Origin of the sequence: Citrobacter sp. Cpo061, assembly GCF_030332845.1 — a bacterium.
GTDB classification, from domain to species: domain Bacteria; phylum Pseudomonadota; class Gammaproteobacteria; order Enterobacterales; family Enterobacteriaceae; genus Citrobacter; species Citrobacter portucalensis.
The window spans coordinates 509,245-530,770 of record NZ_JAOWHB010000054.1; the positions used below are offsets into that span (position 1 = coordinate 509,245).

Sequence of the window (21,526 nt, forward strand, 5' to 3'; positions counted from 1 at the left end):
TATTGCGTTTTTCTGCCGACGCACACGTTTGCGTATCATATCAGAAAAAAAGGGCTGGAGTTATCCAGCCCTTTATTTTTACTTACTGAACGCTGCCTGGAAGACGGCGACCAGCGCGTCGTTCTGGCTTTGCGTCAGGGTATGCCCCTTCGGATCGATAAACTGCAAGCTGCTGCGGTTGTCTAAATCACCGACCTGCAGTTTATAGTCGCCGGATACCAGACCCGGATCGCTTGCGCCCAACTCCTGCCAGTTGCTATCGGACAGTGGTTTGTAGGTCACCGCGATGCTGCCCTGAGAACGGGTGCTGTCGGTTACCTTCATCCCCACTTTCTCAAGCGCTGCCGGCAGACGCTGCCACACCACGTTGAACGGCCCGCGTACCACCAGCATTGGTAAACCGGTGTCATCGGCGGCGCTCTGAACATCCATGGTGGCTGCAGAGCGGTTCTGCGCGGCATTCGCGGCGTCGGTGGCGTTCTTATCCAGACCAGCAGAGATAACGTTCATCATCTCAGCGCTGTAACGCTGCATTGATGCCGCATCGGCTACGGGTTTACCCGCCTGCTCGAGGTTAACCAGTTTCACCGTTACCGCTTGCTGATAGCCCTGCGGTTTAACCGAGATTTGATAACGTCCACGGTACTGCTCGTCTTCATCCAGACGGTTCCAGTCAACCCAGTCGGTGGTCAACGTCTGGCTGGCATCATCACGTTTGGTGATCGTGTAGTTTTTAGACTGAATGACGCTAACGACCTGCGGCCACAGTGTGTTGCCACGACCGTTTTCCACCAGTAATGTCGACGTATCACCCGCGATCTGTGTGCGAGCACCGGTGACTAATGCTAACGGCTGAGCCGGTGGACGAATATCCAGCGCTTTACCCACGGCACCACTGCCGTTGGTTACCGGGATATTATAGTCGCCCGACATAACCGGCAAAATCATCCCAGCTGGAGCATGAAGCTCAGCAAGCGGTGCGGCCTCCAGATAGGATTCATCACCGCTCACCTGGCGCTTATAGCGCGAGTCAGAGCTACAGGCCGCGAGCAACATAACAAGCGAAACACCCGCAACCTTGGCCAGGCGCGACTTTTGTACTGAGTAAGCCATCAAATCTCCCTAAACTTTACAGCAAACCGGCATGCTTAAGCGCCGCTTTGACGATTTCACGAGCATTGTCCGTGATTGGCGTCATCGGCAGACGTAGCGTATCGGTCGCCACAAGTCCCAACTCCTTACACGCCCATTTCACGGGGATAGGATTGGGTTCGACAAATAGTTTGTTGTGTAACGGCATCAGACGCTGGTTAATCACCCGCGCCTCGGCAAATTGCCCGGCTGCCGCCAGTTTGCACATTTCAGCCATATCACGTGCCGCAACGTTAGACGTTACGGAAATCACGCCATGACCACCGAGCTGCATAAAATCCAGTCCGGTCGCGTCATCACCGCTGAGCAGAATAAAGTCGTCCGAAACCAGCTCTTTGATCTGGTGAACGCGACTTAAGTTCCCCGTGGCCTCTTTAATAGCGATAATATTTTTAACTTTCGCCAGACGACCCACGGTTTCCGGCAGCATATCGCAGCCAGTACGGGACGGCACATTATACAGAATTTGCGGCAGGTCAGTATGCTCAGCGATGGCTTTGAAATGCTGGAACAAACCTTCCTGGGTTGGGCGGTTGTAGTAAGGCGTCACCGTCAGGCAGCCGACAACACCGCTGTCGTTGAAACGCTGCGTCAGACTAATGGCTTCCGCGGTCGCATTGGCGCCGGTTCCAGCAATCACCGGAATACGCCCGTCAGCCAGTTCCAGCGTCATCATCACCACATCGCCATGTTCATCATGACTCAGGGTGGCGGACTCACCGGTGGTGCCAACAGAAACGATCGCCGAGGTGCCGCTGGCGACATGATAATCAATCAGTTTTTTCAGGCTCGACCGGCAGACTTTACCTTTCTCATCCATCGGCGTAACAAGCGCGACAATACTTCCCGTGAACATGGGCCATCCTCTGTGCAAACAAGTGTCTCAATGGTACGTTTGGTACGACAATAAAAGCAAGCGACCAGAGCCGTTCTGATTGTTGTATGCATGTTTTTTTTATGCTTTCCTTATGATTACCTCACCGCTCAAAGGAAGAACAGGTTTGACATCGTCATCGCAACACTATCTGGTCATTACTGCGCTGGGTGCCGATCGCCCAGGAATTGTGAACACCATCACGCGTCATGTCAGCAGTTGCGGCTGTAATATCGAAGACAGCCGACTGGCCATGCTGGGTGATGAGTTCACGTTTATCATGTTGCTGTCGGGCACCTGGAATGCCATCACCCTGATTGAATCAACCCTGCCATTAAAAGGCGCAGAGCTGGATTTACTCATTGTGATGAAGCGCACGACCGCGCGCCCCCGTCCGGCAATGCCTGCTACGGTATGGGTGCAGGTCGATGTCCCTGATTCTCCCCATTTGATTGAACGCTTCACCGCTCTGTTTGACAGCCACCAAATGAATATTGCGGAACTGGTTTCACGCACGCAACCGGCTGAGAATGGAAAGGCGGCGCAGTTGTTTATTCAAATTACCGCACATAGTCCTGCGTCACATGATTCGGCAAATATTGAAGATGCGTTTAAAGCACTCTGTACAGAACTCAATGCGCAAGGCAGTATTAACGTCGTCAATTACTCACAGCATGATGAACAGGATGGAGTTAAGTAATGAACCCACTGAAAGCCGGTGATATCGCACCGAAATTTAGCTTGCCGGATCAAGACGGAGAACAAGTAAATTTAACCGACTTCCAGGGACAGCGTGTTCTGGTTTATTTTTACCCGAAAGCCATGACACCCGGCTGTACCGTACAGGCCTGCGGCCTGCGCGATAACATGGATGAGTTAAAAAAAGCGGGTGTTGAAGTGCTGGGGATCAGCACCGACAAACCAGAGAAGCTTTCCCGATTCGCGGAGAAAGAAGTCCTGAATTTCACGCTCCTGTCCGATGAAGATCATCAGGTTTGCGAGCAGTTCGGCGTCTGGGGTGAGAAGTCATTTATGGGCAAAACCTACGATGGCATCCACCGCATCAGCTTCCTGATTGATGCCGAAGGGAAAATTGAGCATGTGTTTGATGACTTCAAAACCAGCAACCACCACGACGTGGTAATGAATTGGCTGAAAGAGAACGCCTGACCGTGAAATGCCGGATGGAGGCGTGAACGCCTTATCCGGCAGATGACTGCCCGGTTACTCAAACGTCCCTTTCACGCACGCTTTCTGCTCCCTGACTACGGCTTTTCCCTTCGCCCACAGGTGATGAACTTCCAGCGCGTCGTTGAGCACCAGAATGTCCGCATCGCATCCCACCGCCAGACGCCCTTTATGCTCCAGTGCCAAAAATTCTGCGACCGTACGCGTCAGCGGACACAGCGCCTGTTCCAGCGGTATGGCATGAATCTTCACCAACTGGCGCACCGTCTCAGCCAGTGATTCAAACCCCGCGACACCGATGCCGGTGAGATTGCCAAGCTCATCAAATTCCGGCTGGCTGCCGTTGCCATCCGAACTAAGGGTAATGCGCGACAGCGGCACGTTCTGGCGCAGCGCCGTGGCGATAGCCGTGGCCGGGTCGACGGGCTCATCAATGCTGCTGGTAATGTCGATATAACCGCCTTTACGGGCATACTCCAGCGCCGCCTGGAACAACGGTTCCGCACGGTTAACGTGTGTCGGCAACAGTTTAGTAATCGGCACATCGCAGCAGTCGAGGATCTGGTACAACGGTTCCAGCATGCGCGGGCTGTCGCCCATATGGAAAACGCTGATCCCTGGTTTGCGCCCCAACAACCCGCCGACGCGCGACTGCGCCGCCATATTTGCCAGCGCCGAGGTATCCGGGGCTGAAGAACGATGGTCCGAAACCGCACATTTCACACCAATAACTTTATCAATCAGCGCCACATCGCGATCGATACTGCCGGTGATAGTCGGGGAAGGCAGAGAATACGCCCCGGTCAGCATCCATGCGCTGATGCCTTCAAACTCCAGCGCGCGGGTTTTTGCCAGCAGCGATTCCGGGTGACGGGTAATGCCATCGGTCCCCAGCAAACCCACCACCGACGTGACACCAGCTTCAACCAGCCGTGACAAGCGCACTTCCGGCGTGCGGGTATGCGGCCCCGCTTCCCCACCGCCGCCAATAAGATGGACGTGTTGATCGATAAATCCTGGGCATACAATCGCGCCGTCAAGATTGATACACTCGCAACCGGGAAAGTCTTCAGGAGAAATTGACGGGGCGATGGCAACAATTTTGCTGCCGGAGACCAGTATATCCTGTCGCCCTAAATCTTCCGGCGCATACACGTGTCCCTGCTGGAACAACGTCAAATCAAGAATTGAACAGTTCATAACCTTCCTTGTCAGGCAATAACCTGCATAACCCAAATAGAGAGCAGCGCATTAATGACGCATACCGCAATAATTAGCGGGTAATAACGAGGATGAACCCCCGCGGTCCCCAGACAACGGCCCACATTTTGCACCGGATTTCCCATCAGGTAGATAGCCGGTAACAACACCGTGGCATCATGTCCCGAAAGCGTACCGGCGACAACCAGGCTGGCGCACACGCCGACGCCGCCTCCCATACTCATCACCGCTGCCAGCAGCACAGTGGCAGATTCCCCCGGTAGCCCCCACAGCGCCATTACCGGCTCGCATACCCGCCCTACAACCTCGAGCAGCCCTGTCACCTTCAGCGCCTGAATAATCACAAACGCCATCACCACGTTAGGCAACAGACTGGTTGTTGCAATGGTAAACCCGCGCCGTGCGCCATCGATAAACATATCCATGACGTTTTTACGTACCTGCGTTGTCATCTCACGCCTCCTGCTGCATACGGCGATTTTCCAGCTGCGCGATCCACACACGCAACAGGTTCGCGCCCACAAATTTGAAGACAAGGATCACCGCCAGCGGCGTAATCACCGGAACGGTCACCATCGTAAACAGCGCTGCGCCAGATGAAAAATAGTTGGTAATGCATGCGCTGCCGCTGGTTTGCCAGCAGGCAAAAATAGCGCGTTCCTGCTCTGTGATAATGCCCTCTTCCGCCATTTCTTTGGTCATCCCGGCCGCGGCATCGGTATTTTGCAAATTCGCAATCAACGCCAGCGAACAAATACCCGGAATGCCCAGTAACGGACGCAGGACCGGCGTCATCAGCTGTTGTGCCGCGCGCAACCCACCCAGCCCTTCGGTGACAGAAATAATCCCGAGCGAAAGAATGACGGAAGGCGCCAGCTCAAGCGCGAATAAGAAGCCGTCTTTTGCCCCCATCCCCCCTGTGCCACGAAAAGAGACCGCCGTGTCGCCCGCAGCATTAATCTGCCCAAACGCACCGTTGAGGACGGTGAAGTCAAAGACCCGCCACCATTCGGTACTTTTCGCAAACATGCCGGAAAAAAGAATAATCGTAATAAAAAAAGCGAGATAACCGCCCCATCCCACCTTTTGCTGCGTGTGTGTGCTGTGACCCATTTTGTTCTCCTGTTGGCCTTAATCCTTGTGTGACTAAAAGACATCACGATGGTCAAGTTAAAGACAAACGCGGAGAAAAACGACACCAAAGGAGATTATTCAGAAAGAGTGGATAGAGGTCAGACAAGTTCAGATCCGGCGACATGATATCGCCGGATCTTGCAGATTAGGGTTCGTCAACGACCTGACCATCCGGCCAGGCATGCATTACCGCTTTGATTAACGTCGCCAGAGGAATCGCAAAGAATACGCCCCAGAATCCCCACAGACCGCCGAAAATCACCACGGAGAGAATAATCACCAGTGGGTGCAGATTGACCGCCTCGGAGAACAGCACGGGAACCAGCAAATTGCCGTCCAGTGCCTGGATTATCAGGTACACAGCAAAACAGCTCCAGAACTCAGTGCCAAGTCCGAACTGGAACAGCGCCACGCCAACCACCGGAATCGTCACCACAAAAGCGCCGATATACGGGATCAGCACAGAGAACCCGACCAACACCGCCAGCAGCAGCGAATAGTTGAGACCAAACAGCAGGAAGCCGAGCCAGGTCGCTACGCCGACCACCACCATTTCCAGCACCTTCCCGCGGATATAGTTGGTGATTTGCTGGTTCATCTCTTTCCATACCTGTCCCGCCAGCCCGCGATTACGCGGTAGCACCCGGCGCACGGCATTCAGCATCTGGCCTTTATCTTTGATCAGGAAGAACACCATCAACGGGACAAGCACCAGATAAACCGCCAGCGTCAGCAAACCGACCAGTGAGGCCAGCGAATATTTCACCACCGAATCGCCCATGGTGAGCATTCGCGAGCGCATATTTTCCGCCATCGCATCAATGATGCCCGCATCCATCAGCGCCGGGTAACGTCGTGGCAAGGTGGCGGCAAAATCAGACAATTTATTGAGCATGCCGGGCATGTCGCGGATCAGGTAAATTCCCTGCTGCCACGCAACGGGCATCACCACAAAGGCCATCAGCAGTAAAATACCGACAAACACCACCAGCACAATCGATGTCGCCCAACGCCGTGAACACCCAATATGTTCCAGCCGCACTGTCGGCCATTCAAGCAGGTACGCCAGCACAATGGCGACCAGCAGCGGCGCCAAAAGACCGCTAAAGAAAAACAGGATGCCAAAACCGGCAACAAGAATAATCAGCAGGGCGATGGCTTCGGGGTCGCTAAAGCGGCGACGATACCATTGCATCAACATTTCGAGCATAAAACCCTTCCATGAACCCAATAGCGGGATTGCGATCCCGAATTGTATCGAAATGTCACAAAAAAGACTTCGCTTTTTATGGCTGATTACGCAAAGTGAAAAGACATTTTTCCTGGGTGTTCATCGTCAGGTTTCGCAGTTACACTCCGTAAGCTTGCGGAGTGTGAACGATACTTCACAGCATCGGTCAAATGGCTATCTCAAAAAAGAATACAGGACAGAGGTTATGTTCAGGCAGTTGAAAAAAAACCTGGTTGCTACCCTCATTGCCGCACTGACTATCGGTCAGGTTGCGCCCGCATTTGCTGATACTGCGGACACCCTGCCTGATATGGGAACGTCGGCAGGCAGTACGCTTTCCATAGGACAGGAAATGCAGATGGGCGATTATTACGTACGCCAACTGCGCGGCAGTGCGCCATTAATTAACGATCCATTGCTCACCCAATATATTAATGCGCTGGGGATGCGTCTGGTCTCGCACGCCGACTCGGTAAAAACGCCCTTCACCTTCTTTTTGATTAACAACGATGAAATCAACGCCTTTGCTTTCTTTGGCGGCAACGTTGTCCTGCACTCTGCACTATTCCGCTATTCCGACAACGAAAGCCAGCTGGCATCGGTTATGGCGCACGAAATTTCCCACGTCACGCAACGCCACCTGGCGCGTGCCATGGAAGACCAGAAACGTAGCGCACCGCTAACGTGGGTTGGTGCGTTAGGTTCAATTTTATTGGCGATGGCCAGCCCGCAGGCGGGTATGGCGGCGCTGACCGGTACGCTGGCGGGTACACGTCAGGGGATGATCAGCTTTACGCAGCAAAACGAACAGGAAGCAGATCGCATTGGTATTCAGGTACTGCAACGCTCGGGATTCGATCCCCAGGCCATGCCAACGTTCCTGGAAAAACTGCTCGACCAGGCTCGTTACTCTTCGCGTCCGCCGGAAATTTTGCTGACTCACCCCCTGCCGGAAAGCCGTCTGTCTGATGCCCGTAACCGTGCCAACCAGATGCGCCCGGTGGTCGTCCAGTCGTCAGAAGATTTTTATCTGGCTAAGGCACGAACCTTAGGCATGTACAACTCTGGTCGTAACCAGTTGACCGATGACCTGCTGAGTAGCTGGTCGAAAGGCAACGTACGTGAGCAACGTGCGGCCCAGTATGGCCGGGCATTGCAGGCGATGGAAGCCAGTAAATACGACGAGGCGCGTAAAGCGCTGCAACCGCTGCTGGCGGCAGATCCTAACAATGCCTGGTATCTCGACCTGGCAACGGATATCGATCTCGGCCAGAAGAAAACCAGTGATGCCATTAACCGCCTGAAAAACGCCCGAGACCTGCGCACTAACCCGGTTCTGCAGCTCAACCTGGCGAATGCCTATTTACAGGGTGGACAAGCCAAAGAGGCGGCGACCATCCTGAATCGCTATACGTTTAACCATAAAGATGACCCTAACGGCTGGGATCTGTTAGCGCAAACGGAAGCCAACCTGAGCAACCGCGATCAGGAGCTGGCGGCGCGCGCGGAGGGGTATGCCCTCGCAGGACGTCTGGATCAGGCTATTTCGATGCTCAGCAGCGCAAGCTCTCAGGTGAAACTGGGTAGCCAGCAGCAGGCCAGATACGATGCCCGTATTGACCAGCTACGCCAGCTGCAAGAACGTTTTAAACCGTACACGAAAATGTAATTATCGAACCCTTGCCGGATGGCGACGCTGTAGCGTCTTATCGGCCTACGTCAGACGCAAAATGTAGGCCGGATAAGGTCTTTTGGCCGCCATCCGGCAGTATTGTTATGCAAGGAGAAGTCATGTCAGACGCGATTAAAATCTACCATAACCCACGCTGCTCCAAGAGCCGTGAAACGCTGGAATTACTGAAGTCCAACGGCGTGGACCCGGAAGTGGTGTTGTATCTGGAAACGCCGGCTGATGCAGCAACCCTGCGTGAACTGCTGCAAATGCTCGGCATGTCCAGCGCGCGTGAACTGATGCGCCAGAAAGAGGATCTCTATAAATCGCTTAACCTGGCGGACAAAAATCTGAGTGAAGATGCGCTGATTCAGGCAATGGTAGAAAACCCGAAACTGATGGAGCGCCCGATTGTGGTTGCCAAAGGTCAGGCTCGAATTGGACGCCCGCCCGAGCAGGTACTGGAAATCGTCGGTTAACCTGCAACCTGCCGCAGTCTGCTCGGCTGCGGCGCTTACAGCTTCAGAATTTCTTTTACGAACGGAATGGTCAGCTTACGCTGGGCGGTGATCGAAGCATGATCAAGCTGATCCAGCGTCATAAACAGCGTTCGCATTTCTCGATCCAGACGCTTTAGCAGAAAACGTCCCACATCTTCCGGCAGTTCAAATCCACGAAGTCTGGCGCGTAATTGCAACGCCTGCAGCTTATCTTCATCGGAAAGCGGTTGTAGCTTGTAGATTTGCCCCCAGTCCAGGCGTGAGGCGAGATCCGGCAACCCTAGATTCAGCTGTCTTGGCGGACGATCGCCGGTGATCAGCAAGCGCGTTTTCCCCGACTCCAGGATACGGTTGTAGAGATCAAAGATCGCCATTTCCCACAGCGAATCACCGGCCACACATTCGATGTTATCGATGCAAACCAGCGATAAATGCTCCATCCCGTCGAGCACCTCGGGGACGAACCAGGTGCGTTTGTCGAGCGGCACGTAGCCTACCGCATCGCCGCGCGCGGACAGTTCCGCACAGGCTGCATGCAGCAAATGACTACGGCCAGCGCCTTCACGCGACCAGAGATAAATATACCCGCTATGTTCCTGACGCAGCACGTTTTGCAGTGCAGCCAGTAAAGAGGAGTTATCCCCCGGCCAGAAACTTGCGAAAGTTTCGTCGTCAGGAAGATAAAGTGGCAAAGAGAGCTGTGCCGGTGTGTTCAGAGATACCTCAACCCAGGATTTCATAAAATCGCGTTGAGTTTAACACAGAAATACGTCGCGATAGAACCGGGCAGCGCTGCCGCCCGGTCAGAGATTTACTGTTGCGGACTGTCTGCATCTTTCGCGTCAAGCACAACTTCTTCCGGACGCAGCAGGCTGATAACTTTGAAAATCAGGCTCAGACAGACACCAACGATGGTCGCCAGCGCCATGCCTTTCAGCTCTGCGGCACCGATGTGAACTTTCGCGCCACTTACGCCGATGATCAAAATAACCGAGGTCAGGATCAGGTTCTGCGCCTTGTTATAGTCAACCTTCGACTCGATCAGTACGCGAATACCAGAAGCACCAATCACACCGTACAGCAGCAGTGATACGCCGCCCATCACCGGCAGTGGGATAATTTGGATCGCCGCCGCCAGTTTACCCACGCAGGAGAGCAGAATGGCGAAAATTGCCGCACCGCCGATAACCCAGGTACTGTAAACGCGGGTGATCGCCATTACGCCGATGTTTTCGCCGTATGTGGTGTTCGGCGTAGAGCCGAAGAAACCAGAGATTACCGTAGACAGACCGTTGGCAAACATAGAACGATGCAGGCCAGGATCGCGAATCAAATCTTTTTTCACGATATTCGCCGTCACCACCAGATGCCCGACGTGTTCAGCGATGACCACCAGCGCCGCTGGCAGGATGGTCAGAATGGCAACCCACTCAAAACGCGGCGTGTAGAACGTCGGCAGCGCGAACCAGTGGGCCTGCGCAATCGGCGTAGTGTCCACAACGCCCATCACGAAGGAGAGCGCATAACCGGCCAGCACCCCGATCAGAATCGGGATAATCGCCATAAAACCGCGGAACAATACGGAACCAAAGACCGTTACCGCCAGCGTCACCATAGAAATGATGATGGTTTTTGAATCCGGTAATTGCCCTTCAGCAGGCAGTAACCCCGCCATACCCGCAGCAACGCCAGCCAGCTCCAGACCGATGACGGCAACGATTGCGCCCATCGCCGCAGGCGGGAACATGACATCCAGCCAGCCGGTTCCTGCCTTCTTAACAATAAAAGAAACCAGGCAGAACAGGACGCCACACATAATGAAACCGCCCAGCGCCACTTCATACCCTAACGGCAGCAGCAGCAGTACCGGGGAAATAAAGGCAAAGCTGGAACCCAGATATGCGGGAATTTTACCCTTACAAATAAAGAGATACAGCAACGTACCAATGCCGTTAAACAGCAGAACGGTAGCCGGGTTGATGTGGAACAGGACTGGCACCAGTACCGTTGCGCCAAACATGGCGAACAGGTGCTGCAAACTAAGCGGGATTGTCTGTAAAAGCGGCGGTCTTTCACTCACCCCGATAGCACGGCGCGTCATAGTGTTTTCCTCTGAGTGTTGTTTGTTATTAGCCATTGGGTTGTTTTATTCAAAAAAAAGCCGACTCTTAAAGTCGGCTTCTTTTCACTTATTCGTTTACTTAGTACCAAAAATCTTATCGCCGGCATCGCCGAGCCCCGGAATAATGTATCCGTGCTCGTTCAGTCCCTGATCGATGGAGGCGGTGTACAGCTCCACATCCGGGTGCGCTTTTTCCAGTGCCGCGATACCTTCCGGTGCCGCAACCAGGACCAGCACTTTAATGCTGGTGCAGCCTGCATTTTTCAGCAGATCGATAGTGGCGATAACAGAGCCGCCGGTTGCCAGCATTGGGTCAACGATCAGCGCCATACGCTCATCGATGTTAGAAACCAGCTTCTGGAAATACGGAACCGGCTCCAGCGTCTCTTCGTTACGGTACATACCAACAACGCTGATACGCGCGCTCGGAACGTTTTCCAGAACGCCTTCCATCATGCCCAGGCCCGCACGCAGGATAGGCACAACGGTGATTTTTTTGCCTTTGATTTGGTCAACTTCAACTGGACCGTTCCAGCCTTCAATGGTCACCTTTTCGGTTTCCAGACCAGCGGTTGCTTCATAAGTCAGCAGACTGCCAACTTCCGAGGCGAGTTCACGAAAGCGTTTAGTGCTGATGTCGTTTTCACGCATCAGTCCCAGCTTGTGTTTGACGAGTGGGTGTTTGACTTCCACGATCTTCATACTCTTCTCCTTTCCTCAGACGAATGGCAACCACAAAAAAAATCGCCGGATTATACCGCTTTTCCTCTCTGGCGCAACACTGCATACGCTTGATATGGATCAACCAAAGTCATTTGCGTCTGAATGATGAGTATAAAACAAGCCCCGCACTGATGGCGGGGATCGCTGTCAATGCTATGAATTTTAAAGATATTCAGCATTGGTCTGGATGACTTTTTGATACCACGAAAAAGATTTTTTAGGTGAGCGCGTTAATGTCCCGCTACCGTCATTATTTTTATCGACATAGATAAACCCGTAGCGTTTTTTCATCTCCCCTGTCCCGGCAGAGACTAAATCAATGCAGCCCCACGGGGTATATCCCATCAGATCCACGCCATCTTCCACCACCGCTTTTTTCATCTCACGTATGTGGGCGGCAAGGTAGTCAATACGGTACTGGTCGTTAACTGTACCATCGTCCTCGCGCACATCAATGGCGCCAAATCCATTCTCCACAATAAATAGTGGCAGTTGATAATGATCCCAGAACCAGTTCAGTGAATAACGCAGGCCAACCGGATCAATCTGCCAGCCCCAGTCCGATTTCTGCACGTACGGGTTGGAAACCAGGCTTTTCGACTCGTCGTAATCCAGCTGTGTGTTGTCCGCCGTTGCCTGGGTCGCGAAAGACATATAATAGCTAAAGCCGATGTAATCAACGCAGCCCTTGGCCAGCGCCTGACAGTCTTCCTCGGTGATATCCAGTTCAAAGCCACGACGGGCAAAGTAGTTGAGAAGATGCCGCGGGTATTTGCCGCGCACATGGACGTCAGTAAACCAGTAACGCCGGTGCATGGCATTCATCGCCATCATCATATCGTCTGGCGCGCAGGTCAGCGGATAGATTGGACACATGGCAATCATGCACCCTATCTGTAATTCCGGGTTAATCTCACGCGCGACCTTTACCGCCAGCGCGCTTGCCACCAGCTCATAGTGCGCCGCCTGGTACATGACCGGCTCGCGGTCTTCGCCTGGCTGGTATTTCAGACCTGAGTTAGTAAAGGGCGCGAAATCTTCGTGATAATTTGCCTGGTTGTTAATCTCATTAAACGTCATCCAGTACTTCACTTTGTGCTGGTAACGAGTGAATACCACCCTGGCAAAACGGACAAAGAAATCGATAAGCTTGCGGTTGCGCCAGCCGCCGTACTCCGTCACCAGATGGTAAGGCATCTCAAAATGCGACAGCGTAATCACCGGCTCAATGCCGTATTTCAGGCATTCGTCAAACAGGCCATCATAGAACTGTAGGCCAGCCTCATTGGGTTGTTCTTCATCGCCTAAGGGAAAAATACGTGTCCAGGCAATAGAGGTGCGAAAACATTTAAACCCCATTTCGGCAAACAGCTTTATGTCGTCTTTATAGCGATGATAAAAATCGATGGCCTCATGGTTAGGGTAATTTTTACCGGCAATCACACCGTCGGTAATTTCACGCGCCACACCATGCGCTCCCGCGGTCATGACATCAGCAACGCTGACGCCTTTTCCGCCCTCCTGCCAGCCACCTTCCAGTTGATGAGCAGCGACAGCACCACCCCACATGAAATCTGCTTTAAATCCTGACATACCCTTCCCCTATCGTGATGACTCTGCGCAAAACGCTGTTGATGAGGTCCGCAACAGAAAACAGAAACCGGTTTCAGTACGATACTGTGCATTCGGCTAACAGGATTCAAGCACAAGACTGTACCCGGTTTCATTTTCGTGGCCCAGCTCAAACAAATAGATAAATGATTGTAAAATGCCGAAAAAACCAGCAGATAAAACTTGATGCAGAGCAGGCTCGCAAACGTTTGCTTTCCCTGTTAGAATTGCGCCGAATTTAACTTTTACTGCAAGTAAACATGTGGGGAAGCAGGCAGTGACCGATAAAACCTCTCTTAGCTACAAAGATGCCGGTGTTGATATTGATGCAGGTAATGCTCTGGTTGATCGAATCAAAGGCGTAGTAAAGAAAACTCGTCGTCCGGAAGTTATGGGTGGTCTGGGTGGCTTCGGTGCGCTGTGCGCATTGCCGCAAAAATATCGTGAACCGGTACTGGTTTCCGGCACTGATGGCGTTGGTACAAAACTGCGTCTGGCGATGGATCTGAAACGCCACGACACTATCGGCATTGACCTCGTCGCAATGTGCGTCAACGACCTCGTGGTTCAGGGCGCTGAGCCACTGTTCTTCCTCGACTACTATGCTACCGGCAAACTGGATGTGGACACCGCAGCCAGCGTCATTAACGGGATTGCCGAAGGCTGCCTGCAGTCTGGCTGTGCGCTGGTCGGTGGGGAAACAGCTGAAATGCCAGGGATGTACCACGGCGAAGATTACGACGTGGCAGGTTTCTGCGTTGGCGTCGTCGAAAAATCAGAGATTATCGACGGTTCAAAAGTGGCTGACGGTGACGTACTGATTGCGCTCGGCTCCAGCGGCCCGCACTCCAACGGCTACTCTCTGGTGCGTAAAATTGTAGAAGTCAGCGGTTGTGACCCAGAAACCACCGAGCTTGAAGGCAAGCCGCTGGCCGATCACTTACTGGCCCCTACCCGCATTTACGTGAAATCCATTCTGGAACTGATCGAGAAGGTTGATGTGCACGCCATTGCCCACCTGACCGGCGGCGGCTTCTGGGAAAATATTCCACGCGTTCTGCCAGACAACACGCAGGCAGTGATCGACGAATCTTCATGGCAGTGGCCAGCCGTCTTCAACTGGCTGCAAACGGCGGGTAACGTCAGCCAGCATGAGATGTATCGCACCTTTAACTGCGGTGTAGGTATGGTTATCGCCCTGCCAGCTCCGGAAGTGGACAAAGCCCTTGCTTTGCTCAATGAGAAAGGTGAAAACGCATGGAAAATCGGTATCATCAAAGCTTCTGATTCCGAACAGCGTGTGGTCATTGAATGAAAAACATTGTGGTGCTCATTTCCGGCAACGGAAGTAATTTGCAGGCGATAATCGACGCCTGCGAACAGAAAAAAATCAATGGCACCATACGTGCAGTATTCAGTAACAAGGCCGATGCGTTCGGCCTTGAGCGCGCACGCGAAGCGAATATTCCGGCACACTCGCTGGAAGCTGCCCAGTTTGCAAGTCGCGAAGCATTCGACCGCCAACTGATACAAGAGATTGACGCCTATGCACCCGATGTTGTGGTGCTGGCCGGTTATATGCGTATCCTCAGCCCGGCGTTTGTCGCTCACTATGCTGAACTATTGCTGAATATCCACCCGTCTTTATTGCCGAAGTATCCCGGCCTGCATACGCATCGCCAGGTACTGGAAAACGGCGATGAAGAACATGGTACCTCAGTCCATTTCGTGACGGATGAGTTGGACGGCGGACCGGTCATTCTCCAGGCCAAAGTCCCAGTATTTGAAGGCGACAGCGAAGATGACGTCACGGCACGGGTTCAGGCTCAGGAACATACCATTTACCCGCTGGTGGTAAGCTGGTTTATCGACGGTCGCCTGAAGATGCGTGATAACGCTGCATGGCTGGATGGCGTTCGTTTGCCTCCACAAGGCTACGCCGCCGACGAATAATAAAAAAACAACCTGTAAGCCGAATGTCACCATCCGGCTTACAGGCATAACTACCTTTTCCGGTTAATACCACCGGTATTCATCTACGCTCCCCCTTTCTCTTTGCTATCAGACGGTTTATTGTCATATTTTTCTGGCACAGTTGGACATCTGAGAGCAATGCTCGCCATAATAAATCGGTAGTGTCCCGTGAATGAAACGGAGTAAAAGTGGTAATGGGTCAGGAAAAGCTATACATCGAGAAAGAACTCAGTTGGTTAGCGTTCAACGAACGTGTACTCCAGGAAGCTGCTGATAAGTCAAACCCGTTGATCGAACGGATGCGTTTCTTAGGCATCTATTCCAATAATCTCGACGAGTTTTATAAGGTTCGTTTTGCCGAACTGAAGCGCCGAATCATTATTAGCGAAGAACAGGGTTCAAACTCTCACTCCCGCCATTTGTTAGGCAAAATCCAGGCCCGCGTATTAAAAGCCGATCAGGAATTTGACGGCCTGTACAACGAGTTGCTGTTGGAAATGGCGCGCAATCAGATTTTCTTAATCAACGAACGCCAGTTGTCGGTCAATCAGCAAAGCTGGTTGCGTCATTACTTCAAGCAATATCTTCGCCAGCACATCACGCCGATCCTGATTAACCGCGAGACGGATTTAGTCCAGTTTTTGAAAGATGACTACACCTATCTGGCGGTAGAAATTATCCGTGGTGATACGATCCGCTACGCGCTGCTGGAAATCCCTTCCGACAAGGTTCCCCGTTTTGTGAATCTGCCGCCGGAAACCCCGCGCCGTCGCAAACCGATGATCCTGCTGGACAACATCTTACGTTACTGCCTTGACGACATTTTCAAAGGGTTCTTTGACTACGACGCACTGAACGCCTATTCGATGAAAATGACCCGTGACGCCGAATACGATTTGGTGCACGAGATGGAATCGAGCCTGATGGAGCTGATGTCATCCAGCCTGAAACAGCGTCTGACCGCAGAACCTGTACGTTTTGTCTATCAGCGTGACATGCCCAATGCACTGGTCGAAGTACTGCGTGAAAAACTGACGATTTCTCGCTACGACTCGATTGTTCCCGGCGGGCGTTACCATAACTTCAAAGACTTTATTAACTTCCCTAACGTTGGCAAAGCTAACCTGGTGAACAAACCGCTGCCGCGTCTGCGCCATATCTGGTTCGACAACGAGAAGTTTCGTAACGGCTTTGACGCCGTTCGTGAACGCGACGTGCTGCTGTATTACCCCTATCACACCTTTGAGCACGTTCTTGAACTGCTGCGCCAGGCCTCTTTCGACCCGAGCGTGCTGGCTATAAAGATCAACATCTACCGTGTGGCAAAAGATTCACGCATCATAGATTCAATGATCCATGCCGCGCACAACGGTAAGAAAGTCACCGTGGTGGTGGAATTGCAGGCCCGCTTCGATGAAGAAGCCAACATCCATTGGGCCAAGCGTCTTACCGAAGCAGGCGTTCACGTCATCTTCTCCGCGCCAGGCCTGAAAATTCACGCCAAACTGTTCCTTATCTCGCGTAAAGAAGGTGATGAAGTCGTGCGCTATGCGCATATCGGGACGGGGAACTTCAACGAAAAAACGGCACGCCTGTATACCGACTACTCGTTGCTAACTGCCGATTCGCGCATTACCAACGAAGTGCGTCGGGTGTTTAACTTCATCGAGAACCCGTATCGCCCGGTGACGTTCGATTATCTGCTGGTTTCCCCGCAGAACTCACGCCGTCTGCTGTACGCGATGATCGACAAAGAAATCGCCAACGCGCAGCAAGGACTGCCTTCCGGCATTACGCTAAAACTGAATAACCTGGTCGATAAAGGTCTGGTTGACCGCCTCTATGCGGCCTCAAGCTCTGGTGTGCCGGTCAATTTGTTGATTCGTGGTATGTGTTCTTTGATTCCGAATCTGGAAGGTATCAGCGACAATATTCGCGTTATCAGCATCGTTGATCGCTATCTTGAACATGACCGGGTCTATATCTTCGAGAACGGGGGTGACAAGCAGGTGTATCTCTCCTCCGCTGACTGGATGACAAGAAACATCGACTATCGTATCGAAGTTGCCACACCGCTTCTTGACCCGCGCCTTAAGCAACGCGTGCTGGATATTATCGATATCCTGTTCAGCGACACGGTGAAAGCCCGCTTTATTGATAAAGAACTGAGTAATCGCTACGTACCGCGCGGAAACCGCCGTAAGGTTCAGTCACAATTGGCGATTTACGATTACATCAAATCACTCGAGCAACCTGACTAAAGATATGCCAATACACGACAAGACTCCACGACCGCAGGAATTTGCTGCGGTCGACCTTGGTTCAAACAGTTTCCATATGGTCATTGCCCGCGTGGTTGATGGCGCAATGCAAATTATTGGGCGACTGAAACAACGCGTACATCTGGCGGATGGCCTCGGCGAAGATAACAAGCTGAGCGAAGAGGCCATGGAGCGCGGGCTAAGCTGTTTATCACTGTTCGCCGAACGTTTGCAGGGGTTTCCTCCATCAAGCGTATGTATCGTGGGAACCCATACTTTGCGTCAGGCACTGAATGCGACTGATTTTCTCAAGCGAGCGGAAAAAGTCATCCCCTACCCAATTGAGATTATTTCCGGCAACGAAGAAGCCCGATTGATCTTTATGGGCGTTGAACATACGCAGCCGGAAAAAGGTCGCAAGCTGGTTATCGATATCGGCGGCGGCTCAACAGAACTGGTGATCGGGGAAGATTTCGAGCCTAAACTGGTCGAAAGCCGCCGTATGGGTTGCGTCAGCTTTGCCCAGATGTATTTCCCGCGCGGTGTAATTAACCGCGAAAACTTCCAGCGTGCCCGCATGGCGGCTGCGCAAAAGCTCGAAACCTTAACCTGGCAGTTTCGCATTCAGGGCTGGAACGTTGCGCTGGGCGCATCGGGCACCATTAAGGCAGCCCATGAAGTGCTGCTGGAGATGGGTGAAAAAGACGGTTTTATCACCCCCGAACGTCTGGACAAGCTGACATCTGAAGTGTTGAAGCACGCGTCATTTGATGCGCTCAGCTTGCCGGGGTTGTCAGAAGAAAGAAAAGCAGTGTTTGTACCCGGACTCGCGATTCTGTGCGGCGTTTTTGACGCGTTAGCTATTCGCGAACTTCGCCTTTCTGATGGTGCGTTACGTGAGGGCGTGCTGTACGAGATGGAAGGCCGTTTTCGCCACCAGGATGTTCGTAGCCGTACCGCCAGCAGCCTGGCGAACCAGTACAACATTGACAGCGAACAGGCCCGGCGCGTACTAGAAACGACGATGCAAATGTACGACCAGTGGCATACGCAGCAGCCAAAGCTGGCCAATCCCCAACTGGAAGCGTTACTGCGTTGGGCAGCAATGCTGCATGAGGTTGGGCTGAACATTAACCACAGCGGTTTGCATCGCCACTCTGCGTATATCTTACAAAACAGCGATCTGCCTGGTTTCAATCAGGAACAACAGCTGATGATGGCAACATTAGTTCGTTATCATCGCAAAGCGATTAAGCTCGACGACTTGCCCCGCTTTACGCTGTTTAAGAAGAAACAGTTTCTGCCGTTAATTCAGCTGCTGCGCCTGGGCGTGCTGTTGAATAATCAGCGTCAGGCGACCACCACACCGCCGACTTTGACCCTGATAACCGACGACAGCCACTGGACCTTACGCTTCCCGCATGACTGGTTTAGCCAAAATGCGCTGGTGCTGCTCGATCTGGAGAAAGAGCAGCAATACTGGGAAGCCGTAACAGGCTGGCGACTCAAAATTGAAGAAGAGAGCTCACCCGATATCGCCGCATAAGATCTCAGCAGGTGTCAGTTCATCTGGCACCTGCTTTTCCAGCGTTTCATTCAACGGCAGTGGCTCACCAATCAGATACCCCTGCATGTAATCAATCCCCAGTGAAATCACCGCACTGCGTATTTCTTCGCTTTCGACGTACTCCGCAACCACCAGCATTCTTTTCATCCGCGCAAGATGGCAAATAGAGGCCACGATTTGGTAGTCGAGGCTGTTCGAAACAATATTGCGAATAAAGCTACCGTCAATTTTCAGGATATCGGCATTCACATTTTTCAGCCGCGCATAGCTGGCATATCCAGTACCAAAATCATCAATCGCAATCTGACAGCCCAGTGATTGCAGCTGCAGCAACGTTGCCTGTGCCTGTTCCGCATTGGTCAAGGCATTGCTTTCCGTCACTTCAAAGATAAGTTGCCATGCTTCAACCTTGTACTTATTCAGTAACTGATTGATGTCATTAGGAAGTCGCGCGCGACATACTGAGGTGGGTGATAAGTTGATAGCAAACCGGTGGGCGGGCATTTTTTCCCGATTCTGCGCCATAAATTTCAACGTATTTTCAATCACCCACAGATCGATACGGGATGACAAACCAAACTCATGGGCTACCGGCAAGAAGCTATCAGGGGCGATAGTTTCACCGTCATCCCCCTCAAGCCGCAGGAGGATTTCGTGATAAACGTCGCCACGCACGCCAAAAATCGGCTGCGCCTTCAGGAAAAAACGATTGTTCTCCAGCGCCTGCTGAATACGGTTCATCATCGCAACTTTATCTTTCAGGTCGCGTTGCAGGTGCATCACACCACGCCGCTGCAAATTCTCTGGTGAATTGGTTGCCAGCGATAATTCGGCAATGGTACTTAACTCTCCCAGCAACAAATAGATATGGTTAACAGGAGAACGGACATAGCAAAAGCTGATCCCAACCTGCGGTTGCAAAGGCATTCCGTCCCAGACAAAACGAAACTGCTTGATATGCCTGTCCAGTGCTTCAATGCGCTCCTGGTGTAGCTCAGTGTTAAAACGCAGGATTAAATCATTACCTGACAATTGATAGACATGCTCATCCTGTTCAAGCAACGGTGTTATCCACTGAGCCAGTTTTTGCTTGTACTGGATACGCAGCATAATGCCGTAATTTTTCACCAGCAGCTCCATGCCCGGAACACCCAAAAAGCAAAGCACTGACCATGGCGCGTTTTTCAAATCCCGGTTCAAAGCGCGCAAATTCGGAATATGCACCATAGGGTCAAAGAAGGCCAGGCGATGGTTGCGCCGGGTAACAAAACGTTGACGCGTTGCCAGGACAGCAATGAAATTCACGATGAAGGAAAAAACCAGATAACTTGATGAGGTAATGGCAAGCTGCGTATCGTAACCCGAATACCATGGCATATAGCGCTGATAATAATGAATTGCGGTAATAAGTACGACCGCCCATATCACCGAAATAAATCTATAACCGTAACGCATTGCCCCCCACAGCATGACGGGAAGTAACAGTGACAAGGTATAATTAGTGCTAAATATTGAGCTTTGTTCATTGAGCGGCATACACAACATTGCCATTAGCACAGTCAATATAATCAACCAGACCGCAAACTCTGTTTTAGTCACTTTGGTATCAAACTGCTGCTTTAACTGAGAAAAATAGCCTCTCAGATGCAAGGGGTTGCGAATTGTTCGAATGATGAAATAACACAGCGGCACACCTACAAGATTCCCCGCGAGTATGGACTGATAGTTGATCAATGTGCCTGTATTGAAGGGCATAACGCCCACCATGCCGGATTTGCTTTCATAAACACCCACAAATGCAGCAAACTGGAAGAGTATCAGAAACAGCGTTGCCGGGCAGAAGACCTGCCAGAACATACGCTGAAACATCAGGTGAGAATCCCCGTGGGAAACGTTGTTTCGTCGGGGAGAAAATACTTTATATCCTCCCCAGCTAAGCACGATTATAACTATAAAGTGCGAAATTATTGAAAGTGTTTCAAATAACCCGACCTGCGGATATTTGTACCAGATAATGGAAATGATAATACCTGGCAATGCCGCCCAGCCAAAAAAAAGCATCAGGCTAATCATCAGCGCTAACGGCAGGTAGAAAAGAATTACGGTCCCCGTACTAATATGGGCATAGGTGGTGGCAGTGCTCAATATAGGCAACAACAAAGAAGGTAAGATGAGAGGTAATGCCCACCATCTATCTCTAATACCAATATAATTTTTATTGAGTTTCATAGATGCTCAGTAGAATCCCACACATCCTGTAGGGGGTATTCAGACAGGCATCCCACCTGACCTTAAA

Annotated in this window: 19 protein-coding genes; 8 read left to right on the forward strand and 11 right to left on the reverse strand. The window is 52.0% G+C overall.

The window, feature by feature from the left end:
- Positions 1-78 precede the first annotated feature (78 nt).
- Together bamC and dapA are read right to left on the reverse strand one after the other, a co-directional pair.
- Positions 79-1,113: an outer membrane protein assembly factor BamC gene (bamC, locus tag OGX97_RS22630; RefSeq protein ID WP_003835088.1), complete on the reverse strand. Its 1,035-nt coding sequence runs from the start codon at positions 1,111-1,113 to the stop codon at positions 79-81.
- 16 nt (positions 1,114-1,129) lie between these two features.
- Positions 1,130-2,008: a 4-hydroxy-tetrahydrodipicolinate synthase gene (gene dapA, locus OGX97_RS22635; RefSeq protein WP_003037957.1), complete on the reverse strand. Its 879-nt coding sequence runs from the start codon at positions 2,006-2,008 to the stop codon at positions 1,130-1,132.
- Positions 2,009-2,153: 145 nt separating this feature from the next.
- On the opposite strand from dapA, the gene OGX97_RS22640 reads away from it, so the two are divergent.
- Both OGX97_RS22640 and bcp read left to right on the forward strand, forming a co-directional pair.
- Positions 2,154-2,726, forward strand: a complete 573-nt coding sequence (locus OGX97_RS22640) for a glycine cleavage system transcriptional repressor (protein ID WP_003037954.1) — start codon at positions 2,154-2,156, stop codon at positions 2,724-2,726.
- Positions 2,726-3,196 (forward strand): thioredoxin-dependent thiol peroxidase, encoded by a 471-nt coding sequence (gene bcp, locus OGX97_RS22645; protein ID WP_003835095.1) that lies wholly within the window; start codon positions 2,726-2,728, stop codon positions 3,194-3,196. The genes OGX97_RS22640 and bcp overlap by 1 nt, the downstream gene beginning before the upstream one ends.
- A gap of 54 nt (positions 3,197-3,250) precedes the next feature.
- Here the strand turns inward: bcp and iadA are convergent, their stop codons facing one another.
- From iadA to OGX97_RS22665, 4 genes are all read right to left on the reverse strand, one after another.
- Positions 3,251-4,414, reverse strand: coding sequence for a beta-aspartyl-peptidase (gene iadA / locus OGX97_RS22650; RefSeq protein ID WP_079935146.1), 1,164 nt, complete (start codon positions 4,412-4,414; stop codon positions 3,251-3,253).
- 11 nt (positions 4,415-4,425) lie between these two features.
- Positions 4,426-4,887: a YjiG family protein gene (locus OGX97_RS22655; protein ID WP_003835099.1), complete on the reverse strand. Its 462-nt coding sequence runs from the start codon at positions 4,885-4,887 to the stop codon at positions 4,426-4,428.
- Position 4,888: 1 nt separating this feature from the next.
- Complete coding sequence (locus tag OGX97_RS22660; protein ID WP_032944189.1) at positions 4,889-5,548, reverse strand: nucleoside recognition domain-containing protein; 660 nt, start codon at positions 5,546-5,548, stop codon at positions 4,889-4,891.
- Positions 5,549-5,714: 166 nt separating this feature from the next.
- The gene (locus tag OGX97_RS22665; RefSeq protein WP_003037941.1) at positions 5,715-6,779 is read right to left on the reverse strand and encodes an AI-2E family transporter; all 1,065 of its coding nucleotides are present in this window, start codon (positions 6,777-6,779) and stop codon (positions 5,715-5,717) included.
- A 226-nt stretch (positions 6,780-7,005) separates the two neighbouring features.
- On the opposite strand from OGX97_RS22665, the gene bepA reads away from it, so the two are divergent.
- Together bepA and arsC are read left to right on the forward strand one after the other, a co-directional pair.
- On the forward strand, positions 7,006-8,469 hold the full coding sequence (gene bepA, locus OGX97_RS22670) for a beta-barrel assembly-enhancing protease (protein ID WP_008785438.1): 1,464 nt from the start codon (positions 7,006-7,008) through the stop codon (positions 8,467-8,469).
- A gap of 122 nt (positions 8,470-8,591) precedes the next feature.
- The gene (arsC, locus tag OGX97_RS22675; protein ID WP_003037937.1) at positions 8,592-8,951 is read left to right on the forward strand and encodes an arsenate reductase (glutaredoxin); all 360 of its coding nucleotides are present in this window, start codon (positions 8,592-8,594) and stop codon (positions 8,949-8,951) included.
- A 35-nt stretch (positions 8,952-8,986) separates the two neighbouring features.
- Here the strand turns inward: arsC and OGX97_RS22680 are convergent, their stop codons facing one another.
- The 4 genes from OGX97_RS22680 to OGX97_RS22695 form a co-directional block, all read right to left on the reverse strand.
- Complete coding sequence (locus OGX97_RS22680; RefSeq protein ID WP_211924219.1) at positions 8,987-9,688, reverse strand: DnaA inactivator Hda; 702 nt, start codon at positions 9,686-9,688, stop codon at positions 8,987-8,989.
- 95 nt (positions 9,689-9,783) lie between these two features.
- Positions 9,784-11,073, reverse strand: coding sequence for a uracil permease (gene uraA / locus OGX97_RS22685; RefSeq protein ID WP_003835107.1), 1,290 nt, complete (start codon positions 11,071-11,073; stop codon positions 9,784-9,786).
- A 96-nt stretch (positions 11,074-11,169) separates the two neighbouring features.
- Entirely contained in the window at positions 11,170-11,796 is a 627-nt protein-coding gene (upp, locus tag OGX97_RS22690; RefSeq protein ID WP_003835110.1) for a uracil phosphoribosyltransferase, read from the reverse strand.
- A gap of 183 nt (positions 11,797-11,979) precedes the next feature.
- On the reverse strand, positions 11,980-13,410 hold the full coding sequence (locus OGX97_RS22695; RefSeq protein WP_279850721.1) for a 6-phospho-beta-glucosidase: 1,431 nt from the start codon (positions 13,408-13,410) through the stop codon (positions 11,980-11,982).
- Between the two features lie 295 nt (positions 13,411-13,705).
- Here OGX97_RS22695 and purM point away from each other — a divergent pair, with 295 nt between their 5' ends.
- The 4 genes from purM (at position 13,706) to ppx (ending at position 19,209) form a co-directional block, all read left to right on the forward strand.
- Entirely contained in the window at positions 13,706-14,743 is a 1,038-nt protein-coding gene (gene purM / locus OGX97_RS22700) for a phosphoribosylformylglycinamidine cyclo-ligase (RefSeq protein WP_020996702.1), read from the forward strand.
- Entirely contained in the window at positions 14,740-15,381 is a 642-nt protein-coding gene (purN, locus tag OGX97_RS22705; RefSeq protein ID WP_279850720.1) for a phosphoribosylglycinamide formyltransferase, read from the forward strand. Before purM ends, purN begins: the two co-directional genes overlap by 4 nt.
- A 215-nt stretch (positions 15,382-15,596) precedes the next feature.
- Positions 15,597-17,663 (forward strand): polyphosphate kinase 1, encoded by a 2,067-nt coding sequence (gene ppk1, locus OGX97_RS22710; protein WP_032944192.1) that lies wholly within the window; start codon positions 15,597-15,599, stop codon positions 17,661-17,663.
- Between the two features lie 4 nt (positions 17,664-17,667).
- Positions 17,668-19,209 (forward strand): exopolyphosphatase, encoded by a 1,542-nt coding sequence (gene ppx / locus OGX97_RS22715; protein WP_032944195.1) that lies wholly within the window; start codon positions 17,668-17,670, stop codon positions 19,207-19,209.
- On the opposite strand, the gene OGX97_RS22720 is transcribed toward ppx, so the two are convergent.
- Positions 19,189-21,459 carry a bifunctional diguanylate cyclase/phosphodiesterase gene (locus OGX97_RS22720; protein ID WP_286592733.1) on the reverse strand — a complete coding sequence of 757 codons (2,271 nt, stop codon included), beginning with the start codon at positions 21,457-21,459 and terminating at the stop codon, positions 19,189-19,191. The genes ppx and OGX97_RS22720 overlap by 21 nt on opposite strands.
- Positions 21,460-21,526: the final 67 nt, after the last annotated feature.

Excerpts from the sequence above, each read along its gene's own strand:
- bamC (WP_003835088.1), bottom strand. The coding sequence starts at position 1,113 with ATGGCTTACTCAGTACAAAAGTCGCGCCTGGCCAAGGTTGCGGGTGTT.
- dapA (WP_003037957.1), bottom strand. The coding sequence starts at position 2,008 with ATGTTCACGGGAAGTATTGTCGCGCTTGTTACGCCGATGGATGAGAAA.
- bcp (WP_003835095.1), top strand. The coding sequence starts at position 2,726 with ATGAACCCACTGAAAGCCGGTGATATCGCACCGAAATTTAGCTTGCCG.
- iadA (WP_079935146.1), bottom strand. The coding sequence starts at position 4,414 with ATGAACTGTTCAATTCTTGATTTGACGTTGTTCCAGCAGGGACACGTG.
- OGX97_RS22655 (WP_003835099.1), bottom strand. The coding sequence starts at position 4,887 with ATGACAACGCAGGTACGTAAAAACGTCATGGATATGTTTATCGATGGC.
- OGX97_RS22660 (WP_032944189.1), bottom strand. The coding sequence starts at position 5,548 with ATGGGTCACAGCACACACACGCAGCAAAAGGTGGGATGGGGCGGTTAT.
- OGX97_RS22665 (WP_003037941.1), bottom strand. The coding sequence starts at position 6,779 with ATGCTCGAAATGTTGATGCAATGGTATCGTCGCCGCTTTAGCGACCCC.
- bepA (WP_008785438.1), top strand. The coding sequence starts at position 7,006 with ATGTTCAGGCAGTTGAAAAAAAACCTGGTTGCTACCCTCATTGCCGCA.
- arsC (WP_003037937.1), top strand. The coding sequence starts at position 8,592 with ATGTCAGACGCGATTAAAATCTACCATAACCCACGCTGCTCCAAGAGC.
- uraA (WP_003835107.1), bottom strand. The coding sequence starts at position 11,073 with ATGACGCGCCGTGCTATCGGGGTGAGTGAAAGACCGCCGCTTTTACAG.
- upp (WP_003835110.1), bottom strand. The coding sequence starts at position 11,796 with ATGAAGATCGTGGAAGTCAAACACCCACTCGTCAAACACAAGCTGGGA.
- OGX97_RS22695 (WP_279850721.1), bottom strand. The coding sequence starts at position 13,410 with ATGTCAGGATTTAAAGCAGATTTCATGTGGGGTGGTGCTGTCGCTGCT.
- purN (WP_279850720.1), top strand. The coding sequence starts at position 14,740 with ATGAAAAACATTGTGGTGCTCATTTCCGGCAACGGAAGTAATTTGCAG.
- ppk1 (WP_032944192.1), top strand. The coding sequence starts at position 15,597 with ATGGGTCAGGAAAAGCTATACATCGAGAAAGAACTCAGTTGGTTAGCG.
- ppx (WP_032944195.1), top strand. The coding sequence starts at position 17,668 with ATGCCAATACACGACAAGACTCCACGACCGCAGGAATTTGCTGCGGTC.
- OGX97_RS22720 (WP_286592733.1), bottom strand. The coding sequence starts at position 21,459 with ATGAAACTCAATAAAAATTATATTGGTATTAGAGATAGATGGTGGGCA.